23 protein-coding genes and 1 tRNA gene are annotated in these 23,390 nt (G+C 60.4%); 12 read left to right on the forward strand and 12 right to left on the reverse strand.

Annotated elements, in window-relative coordinates; all coding sequences use genetic code 11:
* Position 1 precedes the first annotated feature (1 nt).
* The 7 genes from VL598_RS16560 to VL598_RS16590 all read right to left on the reverse strand — a co-directional run bounded on the left by VL598_RS16560 (position 2) and on the right by VL598_RS16590 (position 8,709).
* Entirely contained in the window at positions 2–3,226 is a 3,225-nt protein-coding gene (locus VL598_RS16560) for a multidrug efflux RND transporter permease subunit (protein WP_325327811.1), read from the reverse strand.
* Complete coding sequence (locus tag VL598_RS16565; protein WP_325327812.1) at positions 3,223–4,533, reverse strand: efflux RND transporter periplasmic adaptor subunit; 1,311 nt, start codon at positions 4,531–4,533, stop codon at positions 3,223–3,225. The genes VL598_RS16560 and VL598_RS16565 overlap by 4 nt, the downstream gene beginning before the upstream one ends.
* Positions 4,534–4,563: 30 nt before the next feature.
* The gene (locus VL598_RS16570) at positions 4,564–5,106 is read right to left on the reverse strand and encodes a glycine zipper family protein (protein WP_325327813.1); all 543 of its coding nucleotides are present in this window, start codon (positions 5,104–5,106) and stop codon (positions 4,564–4,566) included.
* A 208-nt stretch (positions 5,107–5,314) separates the two neighbouring features.
* Entirely contained in the window at positions 5,315–5,686 is a 372-nt protein-coding gene (locus VL598_RS16575; protein ID WP_325327814.1) for a response regulator transcription factor, read from the reverse strand.
* 136 nt (positions 5,687–5,822) lie between these two features.
* Positions 5,823–6,452 carry a response regulator transcription factor gene (locus VL598_RS16580; RefSeq protein WP_325327815.1) on the reverse strand — a complete coding sequence of 210 codons (630 nt, stop codon included), beginning with the start codon at positions 6,450–6,452 and terminating at the stop codon, positions 5,823–5,825.
* Positions 6,439–7,578 (reverse strand): sensor histidine kinase, encoded by a 1,140-nt coding sequence (locus VL598_RS16585; RefSeq protein ID WP_325327816.1) that lies wholly within the window; start codon positions 7,576–7,578, stop codon positions 6,439–6,441. The genes VL598_RS16580 and VL598_RS16585 overlap by 14 nt, the downstream gene beginning before the upstream one ends.
* Positions 7,579–8,523: 945 nt before the next feature.
* Positions 8,524–8,709, reverse strand: a complete 186-nt coding sequence (locus VL598_RS16590; protein ID WP_325327817.1) for a DUF2964 family protein — start codon at positions 8,707–8,709, stop codon at positions 8,524–8,526.
* A gap of 317 nt (positions 8,710–9,026) precedes the next feature.
* Here VL598_RS16590 and VL598_RS16595 point away from each other — a divergent pair, with 317 nt between their 5' ends.
* The gene (locus tag VL598_RS16595; RefSeq protein WP_325327818.1) at positions 9,027–9,425 is read left to right on the forward strand and encodes a hypothetical protein; all 399 of its coding nucleotides are present in this window, start codon (positions 9,027–9,029) and stop codon (positions 9,423–9,425) included.
* Between the two features lie 208 nt (positions 9,426–9,633).
* Here VL598_RS16595 and VL598_RS17040 read toward each other — a convergent pair whose 3' ends face one another.
* Together VL598_RS17040 and cax are read right to left on the reverse strand one after the other, a co-directional pair.
* Complete coding sequence (locus VL598_RS17040) at positions 9,634–9,978, reverse strand: PAAR domain-containing protein (RefSeq protein ID WP_414718739.1); 345 nt, start codon at positions 9,976–9,978, stop codon at positions 9,634–9,636.
* A 135-nt stretch (positions 9,979–10,113) separates the two neighbouring features.
* Positions 10,114–11,181, reverse strand: a complete 1,068-nt coding sequence (cax, locus tag VL598_RS16600; RefSeq protein ID WP_325327819.1) for a calcium/proton exchanger — start codon at positions 11,179–11,181, stop codon at positions 10,114–10,116.
* Between the two features lie 297 nt (positions 11,182–11,478).
* Between cax and VL598_RS16605 the strand changes: the two genes are divergently transcribed.
* From VL598_RS16605 to VL598_RS16615, 3 genes are all read left to right on the forward strand, one after another.
* Positions 11,479–12,912: a DUF3300 domain-containing protein gene (locus tag VL598_RS16605; protein WP_325327820.1), complete on the forward strand. Its 1,434-nt coding sequence runs from the start codon at positions 11,479–11,481 to the stop codon at positions 12,910–12,912.
* A gap of 62 nt (positions 12,913–12,974) precedes the next feature.
* The gene (locus VL598_RS16610; RefSeq protein ID WP_325327833.1) at positions 12,975–13,847 is read left to right on the forward strand and encodes a DUF2950 domain-containing protein; all 873 of its coding nucleotides are present in this window, start codon (positions 12,975–12,977) and stop codon (positions 13,845–13,847) included.
* Between the two features lie 160 nt (positions 13,848–14,007).
* Positions 14,008–14,142: a hypothetical protein gene (locus tag VL598_RS16615; protein ID WP_325327821.1), complete on the forward strand. Its 135-nt coding sequence runs from the start codon at positions 14,008–14,010 to the stop codon at positions 14,140–14,142.
* A gap of 79 nt (positions 14,143–14,221) precedes the next feature.
* Here the strand turns inward: VL598_RS16615 and VL598_RS16620 are convergent, their stop codons facing one another.
* Positions 14,222–14,368, reverse strand: coding sequence for a hypothetical protein (locus VL598_RS16620; protein ID WP_325327822.1), 147 nt, complete (start codon positions 14,366–14,368; stop codon positions 14,222–14,224).
* A 229-nt stretch (positions 14,369–14,597) separates the two neighbouring features.
* Here VL598_RS16620 and VL598_RS16625 point away from each other — a divergent pair, with 229 nt between their 5' ends.
* A complete protein-coding gene (locus VL598_RS16625; RefSeq protein ID WP_325327823.1) occupies positions 14,598–14,795 on the forward strand; it encodes a hypothetical protein in 198 nt (65 codons plus the stop codon).
* A 194-nt stretch (positions 14,796–14,989) separates the two neighbouring features.
* Here the strand turns inward: VL598_RS16625 and VL598_RS16630 are convergent.
* Both VL598_RS16630 and VL598_RS16635 read right to left on the reverse strand, forming a co-directional pair.
* Positions 14,990–15,064: transfer RNA gene (locus tag VL598_RS16630), tRNA-Arg, on the reverse strand.
* Positions 15,065–15,201: 137 nt separating this feature from the next.
* The gene (locus VL598_RS16635; protein WP_325327824.1) at positions 15,202–16,032 is read right to left on the reverse strand and encodes an undecaprenyl-diphosphate phosphatase; all 831 of its coding nucleotides are present in this window, start codon (positions 16,030–16,032) and stop codon (positions 15,202–15,204) included.
* A gap of 229 nt (positions 16,033–16,261) precedes the next feature.
* Here VL598_RS16635 and VL598_RS16640 point away from each other — a divergent pair, with 229 nt between their 5' ends.
* The 7 genes from VL598_RS16640 to VL598_RS16670 all read left to right on the forward strand — a co-directional run.
* The gene (locus tag VL598_RS16640) at positions 16,262–17,305 is read left to right on the forward strand and encodes a substrate-binding domain-containing protein (protein ID WP_325327825.1); all 1,044 of its coding nucleotides are present in this window, start codon (positions 16,262–16,264) and stop codon (positions 17,303–17,305) included.
* A 100-nt stretch (positions 17,306–17,405) separates the two neighbouring features.
* Complete coding sequence (locus VL598_RS16645) at positions 17,406–18,413, forward strand: ABC transporter substrate-binding protein (protein ID WP_325327826.1); 1,008 nt, start codon at positions 17,406–17,408, stop codon at positions 18,411–18,413.
* Positions 18,414–18,536: 123 nt separating this feature from the next.
* Complete coding sequence (locus tag VL598_RS16650) at positions 18,537–19,358, forward strand: ABC transporter permease (protein WP_325327827.1); 822 nt, start codon at positions 18,537–18,539, stop codon at positions 19,356–19,358.
* A gap of 7 nt (positions 19,359–19,365) precedes the next feature.
* Positions 19,366–20,256, forward strand: coding sequence for an ABC transporter permease (locus tag VL598_RS16655; protein ID WP_325327828.1), 891 nt, complete (start codon positions 19,366–19,368; stop codon positions 20,254–20,256).
* Positions 20,257–20,279: 23 nt separating this feature from the next.
* Positions 20,280–21,323 carry an ABC transporter ATP-binding protein gene (locus tag VL598_RS16660; RefSeq protein WP_325327829.1) on the forward strand — a complete coding sequence of 348 codons (1,044 nt, stop codon included), beginning with the start codon at positions 20,280–20,282 and terminating at the stop codon, positions 21,321–21,323.
* A 107-nt stretch (positions 21,324–21,430) separates the two neighbouring features.
* Positions 21,431–22,258 (forward strand): phosphodiesterase, encoded by an 828-nt coding sequence (locus VL598_RS16665; protein WP_325327830.1) that lies wholly within the window; start codon positions 21,431–21,433, stop codon positions 22,256–22,258.
* 41 nt (positions 22,259–22,299) lie between these two features.
* The coding region (locus VL598_RS16670; protein ID WP_325327831.1) for an MFS transporter at positions 22,300–23,390 on the forward strand (1,091 nt) is incomplete at its 3' end.

Here is a 23,390-nt window from a genome sequence, read left to right on the forward strand (position 1 = left end):
GTCACGCGTCATTGCGGCGCCCCGAAGGCTTGACGTTGATCCCCGAGCCGCCCGCGGATGCCGGCGGGACCATTGGCTGGGTGGGGCCGGGGCCTGGTGTCGGCTTGCCCCCGCGCGAGCGGGAAGACATCGACTCGAGCAGGTAATAAAACATCGGGATGAAGAACACCGCAATCACGGTCGCGCCCAGCATCCCGCCGATCACCCCTGTGCCGATCGAATGACGACTGTTTGCGGACGCCCCCACCGCAATCGCAAGCGGCACACAACCGAGAATGAATGCCAGCGACGTCATGATGATTGGGCGCAATCGCTCTTTGGCCGCGATGATGGTCGCATCGAAGACCGATGCCCCGCCTTCGCGATTGATGACCGCAAATTCAAAGATCAGGATGGCATTTTTCGCCGCCAGTGCCACGAGCATCGTCAGCCCGATCTGAAAATAGACGTCATTACTGAGACCACGCAGGAGAATGGACAGCAATGCGCCAAACAATGCAAACGGCACGGCCATGAGCACGCCGATCGGCAGTGACCACTTCTCGTACTGGGCAGCAAGAATCAGGAACACCATGATGAGACCGAACACGAACACGAGGCCCGAGGTGCCTCCCGATTGGCGCTCTTCATAGGCTTCACCGCTCCACGCCAACGCAAAATTCGACGGCATCTGGGCGCCGATCTCCTCGAGGGCATTGATCGCCTGGCCCGAGCTGTAGCCCGGAGCCGCGTTGGCGGTGATCTTGACGGCAGGAAAATTGTTGAAGCGCGTCACTAGATCGGGGCCTCTCACGTAGCTATACGTCACGACCGATTTCAGCGGCACCATGGTGTCGGCCTTGCTGCGCACGAAGATCCGATCGAGGTCTTGAGGCCTGAGCCGGTAAGGGGGATCCGCTTGCAGGATCACCTGCCAAAGGCGACTTAGCCGGTTGAACTGCGATACGTAGAGCGAACCGAACATCGTTTGCATCGCGCTATATACCTCCTCTATCGGAACGCCGAGCACCTCTGACTTGTCGCGATCTACGTGCACGAAAAGTTGCTGAGAAGACGCGTTGAAAGTCGAGGTCACACCGGCCAACTCTGGCCGTTGCTTGGCTTTCTCGACAAATTCCTGCACGACACCCGCAAGCTGAGTGATGCTGGCATCCCCCGTGCTTTGCACCCACGCCTCGATGCCGCCTGTGGTACCGAGCCCTGGAATCGATGGCGGGTTGACTGGAAGAACGATCCCTTGATTGAGCGCCGATAAATTCTTATATGCGTTCGTCAGAATGGCGCGGGAATTTTGAGTGGCGATGTTGTCGGACGCGTAACGATCGTCGAAGCTCTTCAAGCCGACGAAAAATGCGCCGGCGTTGTTCTTGTTCTGACTGTCAAGCAGGCTGTAGCCGTCCACCACCGCGATGCCGCCGACGCCCGGTTGCTTCATGAAGTACTCGCCCACCTGTCTCGACACATCTCCGGTACGGTCGAGACTTGCAGCATCGGGCAACATGATCGCGCCAAGCAGGTAGCCTTGATCCTCCGGCGGCAGGAACGAACGCGGGATGGCTTTCATCATCAAAACCGAAAGTGCGATGATGCCGCCGAAAACCAGCAAGGCAATGATGTACCGCCTGATGACAAAGACAACCCCGTGCACGTAGCCGTCCGTCATTTTCGCCAACACACGCTCAAACCACCTGAAAAAGCGATTCTTTTCGTGGTGGGTGTGTTTGAGGAGCAAAGCGGCCAGACTGGGAGATAGCGTCAGCGCTACGATGCCCGAGATGACCACCGAGATTGCGATCGTGATCGCAAATTGCTTATACATCTGCCCGGTAATGCCGCCCAGAAAAGCCACGGGCACAAATACCGCGCACAACACAAGCACGATCGCAACAACGGGCCCCGCCACCTCATCCATTGCTCGCTTTGCGGCTTCCTTGGGCGGAAGGTTGTGAACAGTCATGTTGCGCTCGACGTTTTCGATCACGACGATCGCGTCGTCGACGACTATCCCGATGGCAAGCACCATCCCGAACAGCGTCAGCATGTTGATCGAGAAACCGAGCAGCAACATGAACATGGCCGTGCCGACAATCGAGACAGGCACAGCCAGAACCGGGATCAATGTTGCGCGAAGGCTTTGCAGAAACAAGAACACGACGATGACGACCAGCACCAGCGCTTCGAAAAACGTGTGTACGACATCCGTAATCGATGCACGCGTGAACTCTGTCGTGTCCATCGCGATTGCGTAATCGAGACCGTCTGGAAATGACTTCTTCAACTCCGCCAGCGTGGCTCGAACCTGTTTCGATACTTGAATCGCGTTTGCACCGGGTTGCTGGTAGACCGCGAGCACTGTCGCCGGTTTGCCCTGGTACCGGCTGCGAATCGAATAGTCCTTTTGCCCCAGTTCGGCACGACCGATATCCCTGAGATGGACGATCGCCGAGCCTTGGCTCGCGGCTCGAATGATGATGTCGTCAAACTCCGATGGCTCGGCGAGCCTTCCCATCGTCGTAACCGCAAATGATTGCTCGACCGGGACACCTGTCGGAGACTGCCCAATGCGGCCAACGGCAAACTGCTGATTCTGGTTCGCGACGGCATGCTGAACGTCTCCCGCCGTCACACCAAGTTGAGCCATGCGATCCGGCTTCAGCCAAATGCGCATCGCGTAGTCCGGCGTGCCGAAGATCGAGGACTGATTCGCGCCCCCTATGCGCTTGATCGCATCCAGGACATAGATGTTCGTGTAGTTGGCGATATAGATGGGGTCATAGCGCTCAGTAGGCGAATAGACCGCGATCACCATCATGAACGCCGACGACTTCTTTTGCACCTGAATACCTTGAGCCTGCACTGACTGCGGCACTTGAGGAAGCGCAAGGTTCACGCGGTTTTGAACATCGACTTGAGCCAGATCCGGGTTGGTGCCGATTTCGAAATAAGCGTTGATGGTCAAGTTTCCCGTCGACGAGCTCGACGAGTTCATATAGATCATGTGGTCGGCGCCGTTGATCTGTTGCTCGAGCGGAGCCGCGACGTTGTTGGCGACCACTTCTGCGTTCGCACCCGGATAAGTGGCTGTCACCGTGATTTGCGGCGGAGTGATGTCCGGGTACTGGGCGATCGGCAACGCCAGCATCGCCAGTGCACCACCCAACGTAATGACGATCGAAATGACCGATGCGAAGATCGGCCGGTCGATGCAAAAATGTGAAATGTTCATCGGGACGGCCCTCCCCGCTGCGCGCCGGTACCGCCTTCGCGCAGTGCCGTTCGCTCAGGCGTCGCCGGCTGCTTTACCGCAGGCGATGTGCTCGCGTCTGCCGCCGATGCCGCTGCGGGCTTCGCCCCTACCGTACCGATGATCTTGACCGGCGCGTCTCCCACCACGCGAACCGCCCCGTCGACGACGACCCGGTCGCCCGCCCTCAAGCCTTCTTGGATGAACCAATTGTCACCGTGCCACTCGCCGACTTCGACCACTTGCTGGTGTGCCTTGGAATCCTTGTCCACGGTCCAGACATAGTGGCTCTTCGATCCCTGCAATACAGCCCGCTGCGGGACCAGTACGGCATTCGGGCGAATGGCGCCCGATACACGCGCTCGCACGAATTGATTCGGTCGTAATGTGCCGTCCGGATTGCCGAACGATGCACGGACAAGGAACGTCCCCGTCGACGAGCTGAATGCTGGATTCGTGAAATCGATGTGACCTTGCTCCGGATAAATCGAGCCATCGGCGAGTATGAGCGTGACCGTGAAGTCGTTATTTGGAGGAAAACGGAGCTGTTTTCGAGCAACCTCGTTACGGTACTGAAGCAACTCGTTTTCAGAAACGCTGAAGTTCACCCACATCGGGTCGACTTGATACACATAAGTGAGCAGCCCCGACCCAGTGGCCGTGACATAACTGCCATCCTGTTGGCGGGCAAAGCTCGACAGCCCACGCAGCGGAGATTTGATGACGGTGTAGCTGAGGTTGAGTTCTGCTGTCTGCACTTTTCCTTGAGCGGACACGACCGCCGCGCCCGCCTGCTGGTCGTTGCCAATTGCATCGTCAAGATCCTTTTGGCTCAAAGCGTTGTACTTCGCCAGCGGCCGCACTCGTGCAAGGTTCGCTCTCGCCACCGTCAGGCGGGCTTGCTGCAAGGCCAGCTCGCCCTTGGCCGTCTGCAGAGCCGCTTCGAACGGCTTTCTGTCCATCAGAAACAACGTCTGTCCCGTCTGCACCATCTGACCTTCGATGTACGTGCGTTTATCGAGAAAGCCGTCGATACGCGCACGAATTTCCACTTCTCGGGAGCTTTGGGTTTGAGCCGTAAATTCAAAATCGACAGGCGTGTCCTGTTGGCTTACCGTCATAACCGTCACTTCCGCCCCCGCTGGCTGAGGCGCAGCCTGCTGCTTCTTGCACCCCGCAACGAGCAACAGGCCCGCGAAGAGGAGTACGGCGAACAAACGACCGTCAAACGATGTCAGGCGACAAATCACTGCCAGCAAGCCGATGCATCCTGACGACTGGCTTTTCATGACCTCCCTCCATGCGCATCGGCGTACGGGCTATTGACTCGTGTATCCCCTACCGTTCATGCAGGCGGTGACAGCGCGGTGATAAGTAGCAAGCTGGTTCGAGGTGTCCTGGTTCATCGCCTGCGTTTGCTGGCTGGCGGATTCCTGCTGGCGCCGTTGCCGCGCGCCCCCTACGACCGTGCCGGTCACGGCACCTATGGCTGCGCCCTTTCCCGCGTCGCCCGCGATGGCACCGATCGCGGCTCCGCCTGCGGCGCCTCGCGCCGCCCCCCTGAGACGCTCGCCGGACTGTCCTTGAGGCGGCGGCTGGTTAGCCGAGCGATTGGCGAGTGCCACCGGATCGACACCGGTGGTTTGCGTGGCCCACGACCCGCATGCGGCCATGTCGGCCTGCTGCTGTTGTGCGCTTTGGCCCTTTGCCGGGTAGTAGATGGGTGCCTGTTGTGGGAGCACGGGAACCGCGAGTGTGGCGATGACGGCTCCAACGAAACAGCGCGCGGCGGCTTTGCTGACGGTAGCGCGACCGTAAGGCACCTGCCCTGCCCAACTCCATTGCGAATGCAACCTGTTCATGTCCCACCTCGCATCGCACTCAGCTGCTTGTCGTGTTGAACATGCTCGCGCGCGCAGATGCTTACATCGAATGCGGCGTCACCGATCGACCCGCGCAGTCTTTTTGCGCTGCAAACCCACGGCTAAGTGTGATGACATGACGCACAGACGACAATGAGACTTTGGTCCCATATGCCGCTCGCACAGCGCGTTGGGTCAGTGAGCCGGATCAATGCCCTAATGCGTGGAGCACAGCCTGAATCAACGCAGAGCTATTGAACGGCTTACGCAAATAGTCAACGGCGCCAGCAGCCAGTGCGCGCTCGCGCGTGTCGGCGTCCTCGTAAGCGGTGATGAGAATGACCGGCATCTGCCCGACGACGCTCTTGAGTACGTCAAGGCCACTCAAGCCCGGCATCTGGACGTCGACGATGGCGCAATCGGGTCGATACGACGGCATGGACGCGAGTGTGCTGACAAAGTCATCGCCGCTCAGGAACGCATCCGCGGGAATGCCTGCCGTGCGCAGCACACGCTTGAGCGCCCGTCCAACCGATTCATCGTCGTCCACAACCGCAACGAACGGCTTGGCGTTAGGCATTGCGAGAAGCCCTTTGGATATATGAGTCGCTGAGCCCACGCTAACATGCCTTCGTTAGCGGCGATATAAGACTTTGGTCGGTGTCACCTGAGCGAGCCGCACGGGCCGCACTCGGGCCCCACTCGGGCCGCAATGGCTAAACACGGTGACCCGGCACGTTGATGCCGGCCTTGTCGGCAATGCGAACCAGGTCGACGAGCGAACTGGCTTCAAGTTTCTCCATGACCCGTGCGCGATGAATCTTGATTGTCTTCTCGGCGATTCCCAAGTCATCGGCCACTTGCTTGTTGAGTCGGCCCGTGACCACGAGCGCCAAGACTTCGCGCTCTCTCGGCGTCAGGCGATCAACACGCTCGCGCAGCCTGGCGACTTCGCACGCTTGCTGGAAAACCTGCGAGGAACGCACGAGCGCGCGTTCCAATGCTTCCAGCAAAACACTTTCACACACTGGCTTCGCCAGGAAGTCCGCCGCGCCGGCCTTCATGGCATCGACCGTCGTCTCGATGTCGCCATGCCCTGTGATGAAGATGATCGGCAGCAGCACCGCGTTCAATTCCCGTTGCAGTTCGAGCCCGCTTTTGTCCGGCAATTCGAGATCCAGCACCAAGCATGCGGGACGAGCCGAAAGATCCGCACCGCCGAGAAATGCACTCGCAGACTGAAAGGCCTCCACGCGGTACCCGGCGGATCGTACGAGCCTCGACAGCGCGCGTCGCACGTGGTCGTCATCATCGACGATGAACACGAGGGAGTTAGGGTCGCTCATGGTTAGGGGCGCTCGGGTTTATCCCCGCTGCGTCTTCGGTTGGCAAATTGACGAAGAACGACGCGCCAACATCCGGATTGCTTTCAACCCAGATGCGACCACCGTGTGCAGCAATAATCGTGCGGCAAATCGACAGCCCGAGGCCCAACCCGTGTGGCTTCGAGGTAAAAAACGGTTCAAAGACCTGTTCGATCTGATCGGGCGTGAGGCCATGGCCATGGTCTTTCGCCAAGAGGCGCACCGCGCCGTCTGTCTGCGTTGAAACCTTTAACGTGACGACGCGGTCCGCAGGTGCGGCATCATGCATGGCGTCAAAGCTGTTAAGCAGCAGATTCAGTACGACTTGTTGCAATTGCACCCTATCGCCCCGAACGCGCGGCAGATCGTTGGCGATGTCGAGGCGGATTCGGATGTTGCGCATGATCGCATCGCTATGAACTAACACGGCGGCATCGCGAACGACGCCGCCCATATCGACCGATTGCCGCTCGATGTCGCTCTTGCGCACAAGTGCCCGGATCTTTTTTATGATGTCCCCGGCGCGACAGCTGTCCGCCACGATGTCCTTAAGCGTGTCCTGTACTTCGGCATGGTCGACGACCTCCGCATCGAGAAATCGTTGCGTGGCTTGTGCGTTACTGAGGATCGCCGTCAACGGCTGATTGAGTTCGTGCGCCAGGGAACCCGCCAATCCGCCCAACGCGGATACGCGGGTCAGATGCGTCAATTCATTAAAGTTATGGTGAAGCGCGTACCGGTCGCTCTTGTCGACAATCGCCGCCAGGCACACAGATGCACCGTCGAGCCATAGCAGGCTCGTCGTGACAGCCACCGAAAGCGCACTTTTGCTGCTACGACTGGCGATCACCGTTCGCTGCACATGCGTCGTGGAGATTCGATGGTCGGCTTGGAACATTTCCGCCAAACCGAATCCGCCTTCGTGATGCAACTCAGGAAAAAGCGCGCTTGCAAATTCTCCGATCAGCTTTGCGCATTCGCAGCCGAACAACTCGGCCGCTTGAGGATTGGCATAGATTACTTTTGCGTCACGCTGATCGATGCCTAACAAGGCGACGGGCACCACGTCGAGCACTTCAAGCGTGGTGCGTTTTTGCCGCCGTAACATTCCAACAAGATTTAAACGCTTACCGATTTTCCTGACACGCGCCGCTTCATTTTGACTGCCTGCGATCCCGGTTGGCTGTAGATTCGCCGCCGTTGCATTCCCCGCGTGGTGGTGCTTTTTCTGCAAGCTCTGTTGGTATAGGGCAAATTGACCGTCAAGCCCCAAATTCGGCACAGCGTTGAACGCCAAGGGCGTCGTACGGGGAGACGACCGGAGCCTCCACCACTGACAAATCAGGTTGAATGCGAAAGCGACGTGTTGACGAGTTCTCATTGGCATGGCTCTGAGCAACCTCCGTTGCGCAAACCGCATTGGCGCTTGCAACGATCAAGGCTTCACCTTGTACGGTCGCGCCGGGTGACGCAAGCGGCTCCCTTATTGCCCCGGACCGGGTCAACTGATTACCGATCACACATCATAGTTCTTTTTAATCTGGGCTCCCACTCAAAGAGAGGCGATCGTTATTGATAATAGTCACTGATCTTGAATTTGGTGGCGTCATCACCGGACAGTCTTTAGCAAAGAATGTGGCCGCCGCACGGTTCAGCGGGCCGACAACAGCCAGCACCTCCGATCGGCCACGACTTTAAATGAAAATCGCCGAATGTCGTAATGCAAATTACGGCAAATAATACCCAAAACCCCAACCATTCCTTAGCACGATATTTCGGAACGAAATTTGATTTTCACCGACCATTCAGAATACTAATAACAATGTGAAATTACCGACGTCTGGAAAAAATTAAGACAGCGTCGACCCTATTTTTCGTCCTGGGAGCTAGGCCATTCTGCGCATTGAACTGAGGGATCGACAAAGCCGTTCGCCGATGGATGGACGTTCGGTTCACTACACGGTTGACGTTGTTCTACGGGGCGGGAGGCCGGAGGAGCGTAGCCTGGCAAATGTGCAGCAGCCCCGAATCGGTTCGGTTCCGTATTCGTCATTCAGGAGCTGTCGCTACGGTTAAGTGCGATCACAAGTATTGCGACGCCAACTGAAACGCCAAATACACCATACCCAAATTCTGTTTGATGATCATAGATCAGCCCAAGAACTGCAGCATAAAGACCACCAAGCCAGATGACGGCGCCAAATAGTGCGATAGCAATACGAGTTTCCGACTTCCTCATCGAGCGGCGCCCCACTGCCTAAGGACAATGCCCAATTCATGTCATGGATAATCGTGCATCAGGCACAGGGCCTTCATTGTCCGAACGGCGAAATATCGAAATCATCGAAGTATCAACGGGTCGGCTTGCTTACACACCGCACGCCGCATGTCAAAACACTCGTGCCCCGTACCGAAACGAAACTAATTCACCCGTGGAGTCCACGCTATAGGACCAAGGTCCAATAGCGTCGGTGCCATCGCCATTGGATAGTCGATTGCGGCGGATTGCATCATCAACCGATATTGCAACGCTTGCGTGCAACGGGAGGTGACGACGTGAAGAGAGCACTGAAAGTAATCGTATGCACCGTTGCTTGCACGCTATTGCCGGCATTGGGCTCAGCCGCGGACTTCGACGGCAGTACGCCACTTCTTTGCGCCACCTTCGATGCGCACTCGTGCGATCCCGGCGAGACTTGCGAGCGCGCACTGCCTTCAGAGATCGGCTTGCCGCAATTTTTAAGAGTGGACGTCGCTAAAAAGACCATCCAGGGATCTTCCCGCTCTACACCGATTCAGTTGATCGATAAGAACGCGACGCAGTTGCTACTGCAGGGCACAGAGATGGGTTATGCGTGGACTATCGCGCTCGATTCGACGAGCGGCGCCCTCACGGCAACGCTTTCGAACCGCGAGCATGTTTATGTCCTGTTCGGCGCGTGCACTCAAAAGTAATGACGGGAATCATTTCACCGATCCGTGATACTTGTTGCGCAGATAGTCATAGGCTTCGAGAGAATGCGCGAAAACCTACATGTGGGCGACAGGATGGGATGGAGCGAATGCCCGTCAAGCTGACGCATAAAATGAAAATATGAAACCTCGCTCCTGCCCAGGCTTTTGCGCTTGAAGAACGACAAAGTCCCCCTTATTTGTCTGGCACTTACCGTTCAGTGAGAGATTGACCAGCCGCCCCATAGCCCATGTCTGCCGGATTGTGCGACTCGAAGCTATGGAAGCTATGGGTTTGAGACGCGATCATCACGGGAGGGGGATCGCACTTGCACAGGCACAAGTCGCTATCAAGAGCCTGTTCCTTCCCCATCATCTGGTCGGGCCAACGCGGACCTGTAGCGACGATGGCACCCGTCGATTGGCATGTTGGGCACGCAACACGAGCACCAATGAAGGTCAGTGCTGTTCCATCATGCGTGCAGCTTGCAACCCCCTCGATAATTAGGCCGCCAGCAGATGACTTGTCGCCCATCTTGAGCAAGTACCGTTTCATGTTCCTCACCTGTTTTCGCAACAGACGAAGACATATCGCAGCAACGTGATCCACAGCAATCAGATAAATCCGAATGATTGCTCCTCGCCTCCCTCAACTCCAGAACCCCACTGATCGAGATGACCCGCGCGCACGCTAGCCCGGCAAGAAGAAAAAGGTGATAGCCAGGGCGAAATAAACGACTAGGAGCTGTGTGCCCTTGAACCAATCGGAACGGCCATCGCTCGATATCTGCGCTGTGACCAGCACCGACAAGATCACGATCAGGATAAGGCCGGGGCGAAATGCCAGATCCATCGGCCTCGGGCCGATAAAGTGGCTCGCAATGATGAGGACGGGCGCCACAAAAAGCGCGACTTGCACGCTCGAGCCAACTGCAATGGAAAACGACAAATCCAACCTATTCTTCAATGCTGCGGTGATCGCCGTCGCATGCTCGGCTGCGTTTCCTAGTATCGCGACCACGAAGGCGCCGACGAAAACGGTGCTGAAGCCGAACTCATGCACCATGGGTTCGATCGCGCCCACCATGATCTCGCTCATCCATGCAACGCCGACAGTGGCCGCTGCCAGTACCGCTAGCGCCCGGCTTACCGAGTGAGCTGCCTTTCCTTCGACTTTTTCGGGGACGCCGCTCTCGTGCGTAACAGCACTGCGAAACTCCCCAGGATGCGTGACCAAGGAGAACACCAGGTACAGCACATAGACGAGAAGGAGTACGACGCAAACTGAGACGCTGAGTCTGTGAAGCATCGCTGATGTGGTGCCCGCTGCACTTTCGAAAGCGGCCGGAAGAATCAGCGCGACGGCCGCGAGCATCAACATCGTCGCTTGCGAACGCGCGCCGAGCGGATTGAATTGCTGCTCGTGATAGCGTATCCCCCCGGCCAACATTGAAGCGCCCAGCACCAGCAACATGTTCGCGACCACCGAACCGATGATGGACGCTTCCACAACCTGATGGAGGCCAGCATGCAATGCGGAAAATGCAATGATCAGTTCGGCCGCGTTGCCGAAAGTCGCATTGAGAAGTCCCCCCACTCCTTCGCCCATGCGCTCCGCCAAGTGCTCAGTGGCTTGGCCCATCCACGCGGCAAGGGGCAGGATGGCCAGGGAGGAGGCGATGAAAATGAAAAGGAACTGATGCGGAGCGAGGACTTTCAGCGCAATCGCTATCGGAATAAAGATAAGAAGCAAGTTCATCAACTTGGCGTCCCCGTCGACCCGCGCACCAGCGGCCACCCTGACTGCTTACGCAGGCATGGTTACCTGATTCCTTCAGAAAAGGAATCGGACCTTGGCCTTATGACACGTGCGGCTTCGATCGCATTGAAGAAATGACGACGACTCACCACCGCCACCACCGACATGGAACCCAAGGAATCGCTCAAGTAAAGCCTTCGCGCATGGCATGGCGCTTGGACACCTGATAAGTGCGTCACCAAAGCGCAGTGAATGTCCTAACATCAAATTGAGTTGACGCCGCAACATGGAGCGGCCATGCCCTTACGTAACGACCGTCGGTCCAAAGCCCTACCCATCTGGCTGTTCATCGTATTGACGTTGGCAGCAGGCATCGTCTGGGCCCAAACGCCAGCTCCAGATTCGACGCAAAATCCCGCTCCCACTGAGTCCCAGCCTGCACCGTTTACACCGGAGGAGATTGAAGCGCTGGTCGCGCCGATCGCCCTTTACCCGGACTCCGTGCTCGCGCAAGTCCTGATGGCTTCAACCTACCCGCTGGAAATTGTGCATGCCGCGCGCTGGGTCAAGGCCAATCCGAACGTGAAGGGCGATGCCGCGGTGAAGGCCGTCGAGAATGAACCGTGGGACGTCAGCGTGAAGTCGCTGGTCGCCTTTCCGCAGATCCTTGAGCCGATGAACGACAAGCTCGACTGGACGCAAAAGCTCGGCGACGCCTTTCTCGCACAAGAAAAAGACGTGATGGCGGCAGTGCAGCGGCTGCGCGCACGCGCAAAGAGCGCGGGCAATCTCGAGTCGAACAAGCAGCAGAACGTTATCGTCGACCCGGCGCCCGCACCCGCACCTGGCGCGCCGCCCCCACCCACCCAGACCATCGTGCGCATCGAGCCCGCCGATCCGCAGGTCATCTACGTGCCGGCCTATAACCCGACTGTCGTCTATGGCGCGTGGAGCTATCCGACCTATCCGCCGTATTATTGGCCGCCCTATCCCGCCTACTATCCGGGGGCAGCACTGGCCACCGGCTTTGCATGGGGGGTTGGCCTCGCCGCTGCGGGCGCGATTTTTAGCAATTGCAACTGGGGCCGCGGCGACGTCAACATCAATGTGAACAAGGCGGCGAATATCGATCGCAACTTCAACCGTACCCAGGTTCAAGCCAACGGCAATCGCTGGCAACATAACGCGAGCCATCGCCAGGGCGTCGCGTATCGTGACGACTCGACGCGTCAGAAATTCGCGGGGAACGTGCCTGGCGCTGAAGCGCGCTCTGAGTACCGCGGCCGCAATGCCGATGCGAACCAGCGAGTCGCGGCGGCAGACCGAGCTGGCGCGAACAACCGTGCGACAACGGCAAACCGGGCGGACGCAGGCAATCGCGCCGCAACGGCCAATCGGGCAGACGCAAACAATCGCGCCGCAACGGCCAATCGGGCAGACACAGGCAATCGCGCCGCAACGGCCAATCGGACGGACACAGGCAATCGCGCGGCGAACGCGGACCGGACTGCGGCGGGGAACCGAGTCGGCGGCGGCGATGCCACACGCGCGAGCGACCGGGGCGGCGGTTACGGCGGCAATGGGCGCGACAACGCATTCCAGGGCGTCGGCGCGGGCAATGCCGCGCAGCGTGACGCCGATCGGGGACGGTCCAGCTTGCAATCCTCCGGATCAAACCGAACGAGCGGCGGAATGCGGGGCGGCGGCGGCGGACGCGGCGGCAGACGCTAGGGGGCGCGAGAATGAAGCTGAAGCGATCGTTGCGATTTGCATGGATCTCGGCGGGCGGTGTGATGCGCGCGGCTGTCATTGTCGGTGCGCTGTGTGCTGCCACCCTGTCGGCTGCTCATGCGGAAAAGAACTTTAGGTCTCCCGAAGCTGCGATGGATGCATTCGGAGAAGCGGTCCTCGACAATCGTGAAGCGGCGCTGCAAGCGATTTTCGGCCAGAATTTTCGCGAGCTGATTCCGCCGGTCGACACCGAGGTGCGGAATCGCTTCGTCGATGAGTGGGGCGTGTCGCACACGGTGCAAACGATCGATGCCAACCATGCGCGCATTGCGGTGGGCAATGACGGTTGGACGCTTCCCATTCCGCTCGTGAGATCCGCACAAGGATGGCACTTCGATATGCGTGCGGGCGCCGAGGAAATGCGCGTTCGCCGAATCGGCCGCAATGAGCTAGCCACGATCCAGACCATGCTCGCGATCTATGACGCGCAACGCGAATACGCGTCGACCGACCACAATTCCGACGGGCTGATGGCGTATGCGTCGAAGCTAGCGAGTTCACCTGGCAAGCGGGACGGCCTGTACTGGCCGACGAAACCGGACGAGCCGCCGAGCCCGCTTGGCGACGCGTTCGTCAAGGCGAGTTCGCGCCGGGTGGAAGGTGCCGGCTACCAGGGTTATCACTACAAGCTTCTCACGTCGCAGGGTCCGCACGCGCCGGGTGGGGCATACAACTATGTCGTGGACGGCCAGCTTTTCGGCGGCTTCGCCGTGATCGCATGGCCGGTGCGATACGGAGAGACAGGGATCAAGAGCTTCATGGTGAGCCACGCGGGGCAGGTGTACCAGCGCGACCTGGGTCCTGACAGCGCGGCCACTGCACGCGCGATGATGTCTTTCGACCCCGGACCGGGCTGGGAGAAAGTCTCGCCTTGATGCGAACGGGTGATCGCACACTGATCGCATGTCCTAAGCATCGGATTGTGGATGTTGGGGATGCTACCAAGATCGGTACGATCGCTGCGGCGCTGGGCAGGCATCGCGAGCTTGCGGTTGTATGATTGAGCAACGCGGCCATTGAGGCTAGGAGGGATCAATGACCGAACTCGAATCCGCCCTTCACCGCATCAGAATGGCGATTGCCGATGCGGAAGCTGCAGACTGGGAATCGTCAACCGTGGCGACTCGAGACTTGAAGATCCTGCTTGCGTTGGCGGAGGTGGAGTTTTAGGAAGGGAAGATTGACGCGCCGCCGAGGGCGGGCTAGGAGGCGTGACCGGCAGCGCTAATGCCTTGAAGAACCCCGGCTGTCACTTCTTTTTCCTCCGTCGCTCGCATACGGCCATCACACAGCCGGTCGTGGCGCAGACGATCGACACTCCCATCGCGAGGATGCCGAACGCAAGCAGGCAGGACGCGATGATTTCCGGCAGGATTTCGCCTAACAGGCCTGTCATGACACATCCTTTGCCTGCTTGGAGGTGAGGGGGAAGTGGAACGGCGAAAGCATGGCAACACCGATCCTACGATGGCGCTGCAAAATCTCGTTTGATCTATGTCAACTTCCGGCGACTGCTCACAGAGGCAGTCCGCGCCAATCCATAACTATCCCAACCTCGCTGGCTTGATATCCCGCGGCCGCATCGATTTTTCCGCCGAATCCCGGTTGATCAGCAGGAGATTGGTATGACACCCGATGAAGTGTTGACAGTGTTTGAGCGAGCGAACGTGAAGGAGCACTCTTTCGACCTCGACGAGATCGTTGCAGGTTTCGCTGGCTGGTTGGCTGAGAAGTGGGATGGCCTCAGCAAAGATGAAATCTCGCTGCTGACGAGCGTCGGGGCTACGCTGTGGCGGGAGGGTGATGCGTGGCGGAAGACGTAAGCCCGCGGCCGGTGTAGGCCTCGGGAGCAGATCCTTCTCGAGCAGGCCCATTACGTTGTCGGCATGGCTTGGCTTCCACGTCTGAGCATCGTGCCATTCGCGCGCGATGACGGGAGACTTTAATGATACGAAAGGCCGGCAGCCTTGATAGGGCGGGGCTTTTGGACGACCTTGGGAAACGCTGGCAAGATCAATGGCCCCCCCACGAGGAATTGAACCTCGATTTCAGGTTTAGAAGACCCGTGTTCTATCCATTGAACTATGGGGAGGCAGCGCAGACATTGTACGGCGCCCCGCAGGCCTCAGAAGAAGCGCTCCGGGGGACCAGAATTATAACCGATCCGGCCGAGCCGCCCAGTCAATCGTCTGCCTAAGCGCCACGTGAATCGACAACTCGCCGTTGTCGTCAAACAGGTTGCGGGTGCGTCATGAACCAGCCCAGGCAAAGCGCACCAGCGACGACGCAATAGAGACCGAACGCCGCCAAGCGGCCCCGCCCCTCGAAGTAGCGCATGAGGAATCGCACGCTCAAGTAGGCAGCAATCGCGGTCAGCACCCCGCCGAGCAGCGCATCGGCAAGCTGACCGGGCGCGTGAAAGAGCTTCGGCAATTCAAGCACGCCAGCGGCGAAGATGATCGGCGTGCCGAGCAAAAATGAGAACTCTGCCGCGCTTTGCGCCGTGAGGCCGGCGGCATTGCCCGCGATCATGGTAAGCCCGCTGCGCGAGAAGCCCGGCACGAGCGCACCGATCTGCGCAAGCCCGACCAGGAACGCCTGCTTGAACGTCAGTTTCTCTGTTGGTCGGTGCGCGCGTGCTCGCTGTATACGGTCGCCCATCCACAGCAGCAGGCCGTTCACAATCAAGGCAAGCGCCACGATACGCAAATCATGAAAGACCCGCTCGAGCCGCTTTTCCAACACAAGACCGACAAGGCCTGCCGGAATCGTGCCGATAATGAGCGCCCACATCATGTGCCCTTCGTCACTGCGCCGCCCCGCGAGCGTGCCGAACCAGCCCTTCACCAATTCGGTCCAGCGCCGTCTGAAATACCAGAGCAACGCGATCGCCGTCCCAAGATGCAAGGCCACGAGGAACGGGATCAATTGCGGCGCATGCTTGTCCACATGCATCCCGATCAGCGCCGGTCCAAGCAACGTATGCCCAAGACTGCTGACAGGAAAGAGCTCAGTCACGCCCTGTAGCACGCTGAGAAAGACCAGAAACCAAAGGCTCACGCGTCGATCCTTTTTAAAAGTGAAAAAAAATAAGGGCGAAAGGAACCCGCTTCCGCCCCCCGGAATCGGTCTGATTATGCCTAGCGCAAGTGCCGACGCCAAGTCGCAGGCAGCTAATCTATCAGACCAGAATGTGGGCAAAAGGTCATGTGTCAGTCATAATTCGCCGCGATACTCGTGGGCGTAGTAAACGTTTTCATTCATCACAACCGGGGCTGTAAGGACAGCGATGAAACATACCATCAAGGATGTCGCCGCTTACGCCGGCTTTTCCATCGCAACGGTCTCGCGCGCGATCAATGCGCCACATACGGTCAATCGCGTCACGCTCGCCAAGATTCGCGAGGCGATCGATGCCTTGCAGTTTCGCCCGAGCCCATTGGGCCGCCAGTTGCGCGGCGAGCGTACGCGCCTCATCGGCGTCGTGCTGCCGACGCTGGCCAACCCGGTGTTCGCGGATTGCCTGCAGGGCATCGACGAACTGGCCGCGAGTCAAGGCTATCGGCTGATGCTGATGACGACGCAATACGATGCGGCGCGCGAGCGCCGCGCGATCGAGACACTGCTCGAGCAACGCGTCGACGGGCTTATCCTGACGGTCGCCGATGCGGACACGCATCCGCTGCTGGACGAGCTCGAGCGCGACGGCAACCTCTACGTCCTCATGCACAACGATACGGTGCGTCGCCCTTCGGTATCGGTCGACAACCAGCGCGCGGCGTTCGACGGCGTGCGCATGCTGATCGAGCATGGCCACGAGCGCGTGATGATGCTGGCCGGCACGCTCGCCGAGTCGGATCGCGCTCGCCTGCGCTATCGCGGCTACACGCAGGCGCTGCACCAAGCAGGGCTAACGCCGACGCCAGCGCTCGAAGTCGACTTCAACGCCGACGAGCTCTCGCCCGCGGTGCTTGCGCAATTGACCTCGGGACCGAATCGGCCGACCGCTCTCTTTTGCAGCAACGATTTGCTCGCGATGGTCGTGATGCGCGGCTTGCGGCGGGCGCGCTACGCCGTGCCGGAGGACATGTCCATCCTCGGCTTCGACGGTCTGGCGATCGGCGAGTTGCTCTCACCCGCGCTCGCAAGCGTTTGCACCCCAAACCGCGAGATCGGCTGTGCCGCCTGGCGCCGCCTGATTGCGCGCATCGAAGGGGCCGACGACGGCGAATCGCTTTCGCTCACGCTGCCGCACACGTTGCGCGCGGGCGCCACGGTTGCCACATTCCCGGGCGCTGCCGCGTCAGCGCTGTCGACAAGGTCTGCCGCCTGATTCCGATGCGTCGGCAATCGCGCGACGCCCTCGCCCAACCTATTTGAGATCAGGAGACGCTTACGTGACATATCGCTCCTCTTCAGTCCGCGCACGGCTCATGCGCTTCATTTTCGCTGGTGTTGCCGCCCTCGCGGTAGCGCTGCCGTTCTCAGGCCTTTCCCACGCCAAGGAAATCGCCATCTGCTACAACTGTCCGCCAGAGTGGGCCGACTGGGGAAACCAACTCAAGGCAATTGCACAAACAACCGGCATTTGTGTGCCCCCCGACAACAAGAACTCGGGACAGGCCATCGCGCAACTCATCGCCGAGCAGAAGAGCCCCGTCGCCGACGTCGCCTATCTCGGAGTCTCGTCGGCGATTCACGCCAAGGAAAAGGGCGTCACCCAGTCCTATAAGCCGAAGCACTGGGACGAAATCCCCGCCGGCCTAAAAGACCCGCAAGGCTACTGGTTCGCGGTTCACTCAGGCACCCTCGGCTTTTTCGTCAACAAGGACGCACTCGAGGGTAAGCCGGTGCCGATGTCATGGGCCGATCTGCTCAAGCCCGAATACAAAGGCATGATCGGCTACCTCGATCCATCGAGCGCCTTTGTTGGCTATGCGGGCGCGGTTGCGGTCAATCTGGCATTCGGCGGCACGCTCGAGAATTTCGCGCCGGGGCTCGCATGGTTTCAAGCGCTCAAAAAGAACGCGCCGATCGTGCCTAAGCAGACGGCCTATGCGCGCGTGTTGTCCGGGGAAATTCCGATACTCATCGACTACGATTTCGACGCCTATCGCGCTCAGTTTGAAGACCATGCGAACGTCGCGTTTGTCATTCCGAAGGAGGGCACGATCTCCGTGCCTTACGTCATGAGCCTCGTCAAAGGTGCGCCGCACGAGGCGAACGGCAGGAAGGTGCTCGATTTCGCCCTGTCCGACGAAGCACAAAAGCTATGGGCCAACGCTTACGTGCGTCCGGTGCGCGCGAGCGCAATGAGCAAGGAGATCGCCTCAAGATTTCTGCCGGCAAGCGAGTACGCGCGCGCCAAATCGGTGGATTTCGCCAAGATGGCAGCGCAGGAACAGCAGTTCGGTCAGGCGTATTTGAAGATCATGCACTGACGCGCTGACGCCACCCCAAAGCAAGCCGGCGCGCGGTGGCCCACGCAGTTCGCCCCCCAACCCGCTTTCGCCGGCTACCGCCCTACTTGCGCTTAGCAAGCTTCGCTTCACAACCCCTACGTTATGGACGACGTCACTTTTCCCTTGCGCTGGCGCATTGCGCTCATCGCACCGGCGCTCGCTGTCTTCGCCGCGTTTTGGCTCCTGCCGATGGGTACGCTCGTCGCCATGAGCAGCAACGGACACCCCATTGAAACCTATCGTGCTCTCCTGACCAACACCCGCTACCTGAGCAGCCTCGGCGCGACCGTCGCTCTCTCGGCCGCCGTCACGCTCGTCACGCTCGTGCTCTCTGTCATCGCCGGGCTGCCCCTTGCGCGCCGTGAATTCACGGGCAAGCGTACCCTCGTCGCTCTGCTCACGTTTCCACTGGCCTTCCCGGGCGTGGTCGTCGGATTCATGGTCATCATGCTAGCGGGACGGCAAGGTTTGATCGGCGCGATCACCCAAAAACTGACCGGCGACAAATGGGTCTTCGCCTATTCGATGGCGGGCCTTTTTCTAGGCTACCTGTACTTTTCCATTCCGCGCGTGATCCTCACGGTGATGGCGTCGGCGGCGAAGCTCGACCGCTCCCTCGAAGAAGCCGCGCGCTCGCTCGGCGCTTCACCGTCGCAGGTCGTGCGCGACGTTGTGCTGCCCGGACTTGCGCCGGGCCTCGTCGCGGCCGGCGCCATCTGCTTTGCGACGTCAATGGGTGCCTTCGGTACCGCTTTCACGCTCGCGACCGACATCGATGTGCTGCCGATGACGATCTACACCGAGTTCACGCTCAATGCGAACATGGCAACGGCAGCGGGCCTCTCGATCCTGCTCGGCCTCGTAACCTGGCTCGTGCTGGCCCTCGCACGCAGCGCGACGGCCGCCGCCGCGGGCACGGCGTGAGGGCAACATGAGCGTCGTCGCCGAGGCCAGCCCCACTACCGAGCAGCGCACGCGCCGTATCGCGCGACGTGGCGTGCCGCAGCGTCTCGTTGCGCTCGGCCAATGGGTCATTACGTTGGCCCTGTGCGCGTTCCTGATCCTGCCCGTCGGGATGTCGGTCATGGCCGGCCTGACGGTCAACTACTTGCGCGGCCTATCGAGCGGGCTCACGCTGCGTTGGCTTGTCGAAGTGTGGACCCAATATCACGCGTCCGTCTTTGTTTCGCTTGAAGTCGCCGCCGCCACGCTCGCCATCACACTGGTAACTGGCGTTCCCGCGGGCTACGCGCTCTCGCGCAGCAAAACACGTATCGCGCGTCTCCTCGAAGACCTGCTCGTGCTGCCGATCGCCCTGCCCGGACTCGCCTCCGCACTCGCACTCATCGTCGTCTACGGCAGCTTCACGGCATTTCGTATGAGTATCGGGTTCATCGTCGCGGGCCACGTCGTGTTTACGCTGCCGTTCATGGTGCGCGCCGTGGCAGCCGTAGCCGCAAGTGTCGATTTACGGACCCTCGAGGAAGGTGCAGCGAGCCTCGGTGCATCCTTCTGGCAGCGCTTTACAACCGTCGTGCTGCCGAATTTGCGGCCCGGAATCCTTGCGGGGGCGCTCTCAGTCGTCACACTATCGATCGGCGAATTCAATCTGACCTGGATGCTGCATACCCCCCTCACGAAAACACTGCCCGTGGGCCTTGCCGACGCCTATGCTTCACTGCGCATCGAACTCGGCAGCGCGTACACGATTCTCTTTTTCGCTATGACGATGCCGCTGCTCGTCGCGATGCAATGGCCCGGCTTGAACTCGCAAGGTCACCGCGCACTGCGCAGCGGCGCCAGCGGCACGACGCGCCCGTAAGCCTGCCCTCATTTCCCGATGCCATGAAGCTCAGCCCTGTTTCCATCGCGCTATCGCGCTGCGCCAAAACTTTCCACGGCACGCGGGTGCTCGAGCCGATCGATCTCACGATCGGTGCCGGCGAGACGCTTGTTCTCCTTGGGCCATCCGGTTGCGGCAAGACAACGACGCTGCGCCTTATCGCCGGGCTCGAGATGCCCGATGCGGGCGGCACGGTTTCGTTCGGGGAAGATGACGTGACGCACTTGCCCATCGAACGCCGGCAGGTGGGCATGGTTTTCCAGCGCGACGCGCTCTTTCCGAATTTGAACGTCCGCCAGAACGTCGGCTACAGCCTCAAGATCGCCAAGGTCGAACCCACGCTCGCGCGCCGGCGTGTCGACGAGTTGCTTGCAATGATGCAGCTTGACGCCCACGGCGACAAACCGATCGATCAACTTTCGGGCGGCCAGCGCCAACGCGTCGCGCTGGCTCGCGCGCTCGCGCGTGAACCGCGCGTGCTGCTGCTCGACGAGCCGCTCACGGCACTCGATGCGCGTCTGCGCGATACGCTGCGACGGGAGATGAACGCGCTGTTGCGCGGGCTCGGCGTAACAACGGTCTATGTCACGCATGATCGAGCCGAGGCGATGGAACTCGGCGAGCGCATCGTCGTCATGAGCGCCGGGCGTATCGAGCAGATCGACACGCCGCGCGACATCTATTACCGGCCGGCCAACCGGCACGTTGCGCAGACCGTAGGCACGATCAACCGTCTCGCGGGACAATGGCGCTTGGGCTCACTCATGACGACGGGCGGCACGCTGAGCGTGCCGCAAGCGCTGGCCGGCAACGGGGATGGCGAGATCTTCTTCCGCCCCGAGGACGCGCGCCTCGTCGAACCGAATCACGCAAGCCTCGTCGGCATCGTCGACGGGGTCGTCTTTCTGGGCGAGCGCACGCGAGTAACGGTCAGCGGAGCGGCGCCCGAGGCGCTTATCATCGACGCAGCAGGGCGCATCGAGCTCGCGCGGGGTCAGGCAGTCGGCATTGAAATCGCTGAACACGGGCTCATTGTGCTGACGTGAGATGTGCGGATGGGCTCAGGTCGACGACCCGAGTCATCCTCCCCGGCCGCGGTCGCCGTTTCGCTTTGCTTAGGCAATCACACGACAAAACAACCAGGAAACCGCTCATGCTGCTGGCCCAAATCAGCGATCTGCACATCAAACGTCCCGGAGCGCTCGCTTACCGGCGTGTCGACACGGCTGCGGCGCTGGCCCACTGTGTCGCACGGCTGAACGCATGCGTGCCGCGCCCTGATGCAGTCGTGATAACGGGGGACCTAGTCGATCACGGCACCGTAGAGGAGTACCTGCACCTGCGCGCGCTACTGGCTCCGCTCGAGATTCCCTTTTACCTGCTCGTCGGCAACCACGACGAGCGTGGCGCATTGCGCGACGCTTTCGGCGATCACCCGTGGCTCTTCGCGGGGGGCGAGTTTGTGCAGTACGCCGTCGATATCGGTCCGCTGCGACTGCTCGCGCTCGACTCGCAAGTGCCGCAGCACAGCGGCGGCGCGCTGTGCGATGCACGCCTCGCCTGGCTCGAAGCGCAGCTCGAGGCGGCGCGCGGCATGCCCGTCGTCATCGCGCTCCATCACCCGCCGTTCGATTCGGGGATCGGTCACATGGACCAGCAACGGCTCGATCCGGCCTCGGCCGCACGGCTCGAGACTGTCGTAGAACGCCATGACAACGTCGAGCGCGTGATCTGTGGACACGTTCATCGGCCCATGTTCGTGCGGTTTGCGCGCACCATCGCGTCGACTGTGCCGTCCCCGGCCCATCAGGTCGCACTCGACCTGCGCGACGACGCCCCTTCGGCGTTTCGTCTCGAGCCTCCGGCGTTCGCCTTACACTACTACGCCCCCGCCACAGGGCTCGTGACCCATCACGCCTACGTGGACGAAGGGCCGGGACCCTACCCGTTTTATGAACCCAACGGCAAGCTCATCGACTGACGCTTGCCCCGCCGTCTAAGCATTCCGACTTTACAGCCATCGTGTCTTCCCCCGCAGAACCCACCGCTACGCGCTCCACCGAATCGCCCACCCACCTGTCACGTGGCACCTTGCTGCTGCTCTCGACTGTTGCGGGCGTTTCGGTGGCGAACATCTACTACAACCAGCCGCTGCTCGATAGCTTGCGTGCAACGTACCCGGCCCAAGCCGGTTGGGTCGGCGTCGTGCCCGCCTCGACGCAGCTCGGCTATGCGGCCGGCATGCTGTTCCTCGCGCCACTTGGCGATCGGTTCGACCGCCGGCGGATTATCCTGCTGCAAACGGCGGGTCTCGTGCTCGCGCTCCTCGTCGCGGCCCTTGCACCAACGCTCGCGACGCTGGCGGCGGCGAGCCTCGCCGTGGGCGTGCTGGCGACCATTGCGCAGCAAGCCGTTCCGTTCGCAGCCGAACTTGCGCCGCCTGAAGAGCGCGGGCGCGCCGTCGGCACGGTCATGAGCGGCCTGCTGCTGGGAATCTTGCTTGCGCGCACGGCCGCAGGCCTCATCGCGGAACACTTCGGCTGGCGCACCGTCTTTGGCGCCTCGATCGCGGCGCTCGTGGCACTCGCCGGCGTCGTCATCCTGCGGCTGCCGAAGAGCCAGCCGACCTCCACGCTACCGTACGGCAAGCTGCTCGCGTCGATGTGGCATCTCGCCATCGAACTGCCCGAACTGCGGCAGGCGGCGCTGACGGGAGCCGCGCTCTTCGCGGCATTCAGCGGCTTCTGGTCGGTCCTTACGCTATTGCTGGCGGGACCGCCCTTCCATCTCGGCCCACAGGCGGCGGGGCTTTTCGGCATTGTCGGCGCGGCGGGGGCACTCGCCGCACCGCTTGCCGGACGATCTGCCGACAAGCGCGGGCCGCGCGCCGTCATCACGCTGTCGATCGTACTTGTCGCTCTCTCGTTCGTCGTCTTTGGGCTGTCCAAGGCGAGTCTCGTCGGGCTTGTGTTGGGCGTCGTCATTCTCGACATCGGCGTGCAAGCCGCGCAGATCTCGAACCAATCGCGCATCTACGCGTTAAAGCCCGAAGCGCGTAGCCGTATCAACACGGTCTATATGGTCGGCTACTTCATCGGGGGCGCAATGGGCTC

This window comes from Trinickia sp. (assembly GCF_035492435.1).
Lineage (GTDB): Bacteria > Pseudomonadota > Gammaproteobacteria > Burkholderiales > Burkholderiaceae > Trinickia.

Bases quoted from the DNA above. Each gene is read 5' to 3' on its own strand.
- VL598_RS16665 (WP_325327830.1), top strand. From the start codon at position 21,431: ATGCTGCTGGCCCAAATCAGCGATCTGCACATCAAACGTCCCGGAGCG.
- VL598_RS16615 (WP_325327821.1), top strand. From the start codon at position 14,008: ATGACCGAACTCGAATCCGCCCTTCACCGCATCAGAATGGCGATTGCC.
- VL598_RS16645 (WP_325327826.1), top strand. From the start codon at position 17,406: ATGCGCTTCATTTTCGCTGGTGTTGCCGCCCTCGCGGTAGCGCTGCCG.
- VL598_RS16570 (WP_325327813.1), bottom strand. From the start codon at position 5,106: ATGAACAGGTTGCATTCGCAATGGAGTTGGGCAGGGCAGGTGCCTTAC.
- cax (WP_325327819.1), bottom strand. From the start codon at position 11,181: ATGAACTTGCTTCTTATCTTTATTCCGATAGCGATTGCGCTGAAAGTC.
- VL598_RS16565 (WP_325327812.1), bottom strand. From the start codon at position 4,533: ATGAAAAGCCAGTCGTCAGGATGCATCGGCTTGCTGGCAGTGATTTGT.
- VL598_RS16590 (WP_325327817.1), bottom strand. From the start codon at position 8,709: ATGAGGAAGTCGGAAACTCGTATTGCTATCGCACTATTTGGCGCCGTC.
- VL598_RS16660 (WP_325327829.1), top strand. From the start codon at position 20,280: ATGAAGCTCAGCCCTGTTTCCATCGCGCTATCGCGCTGCGCCAAAACT.
- VL598_RS16560 (WP_325327811.1), bottom strand. From the start codon at position 3,226: ATGAACATTTCACATTTTTGCATCGACCGGCCGATCTTCGCATCGGTC.
- VL598_RS16580 (WP_325327815.1), bottom strand. From the start codon at position 6,452: ATGAGCGACCCTAACTCCCTCGTGTTCATCGTCGATGATGACGACCAC.
- VL598_RS16605 (WP_325327820.1), top strand. From the start codon at position 11,479: ATGCCCTTACGTAACGACCGTCGGTCCAAAGCCCTACCCATCTGGCTG.
- VL598_RS16640 (WP_325327825.1), top strand. From the start codon at position 16,262: ATGAAACATACCATCAAGGATGTCGCCGCTTACGCCGGCTTTTCCATC.
- VL598_RS16575 (WP_325327814.1), bottom strand. From the start codon at position 5,686: ATGCCTAACGCCAAGCCGTTCGTTGCGGTTGTGGACGACGATGAATCG.
- VL598_RS16625 (WP_325327823.1), top strand. From the start codon at position 14,598: ATGACACCCGATGAAGTGTTGACAGTGTTTGAGCGAGCGAACGTGAAG.
- VL598_RS16620 (WP_325327822.1), bottom strand. From the start codon at position 14,368: ATGACAGGCCTGTTAGGCGAAATCCTGCCGGAAATCATCGCGTCCTGC.
- VL598_RS16610 (WP_325327833.1), top strand. From the start codon at position 12,975: ATGCGCGCGGCTGTCATTGTCGGTGCGCTGTGTGCTGCCACCCTGTCG.
- VL598_RS16655 (WP_325327828.1), top strand. From the start codon at position 19,366: ATGAGCGTCGTCGCCGAGGCCAGCCCCACTACCGAGCAGCGCACGCGC.
- VL598_RS16585 (WP_325327816.1), bottom strand. From the start codon at position 7,578: ATGTTACGGCGGCAAAAACGCACCACGCTTGAAGTGCTCGACGTGGTG.
- VL598_RS16650 (WP_325327827.1), top strand. From the start codon at position 18,537: ATGGACGACGTCACTTTTCCCTTGCGCTGGCGCATTGCGCTCATCGCA.
- VL598_RS17040 (WP_414718739.1), bottom strand. From the start codon at position 9,978: ATGAAACGGTACTTGCTCAAGATGGGCGACAAGTCATCTGCTGGCGGC.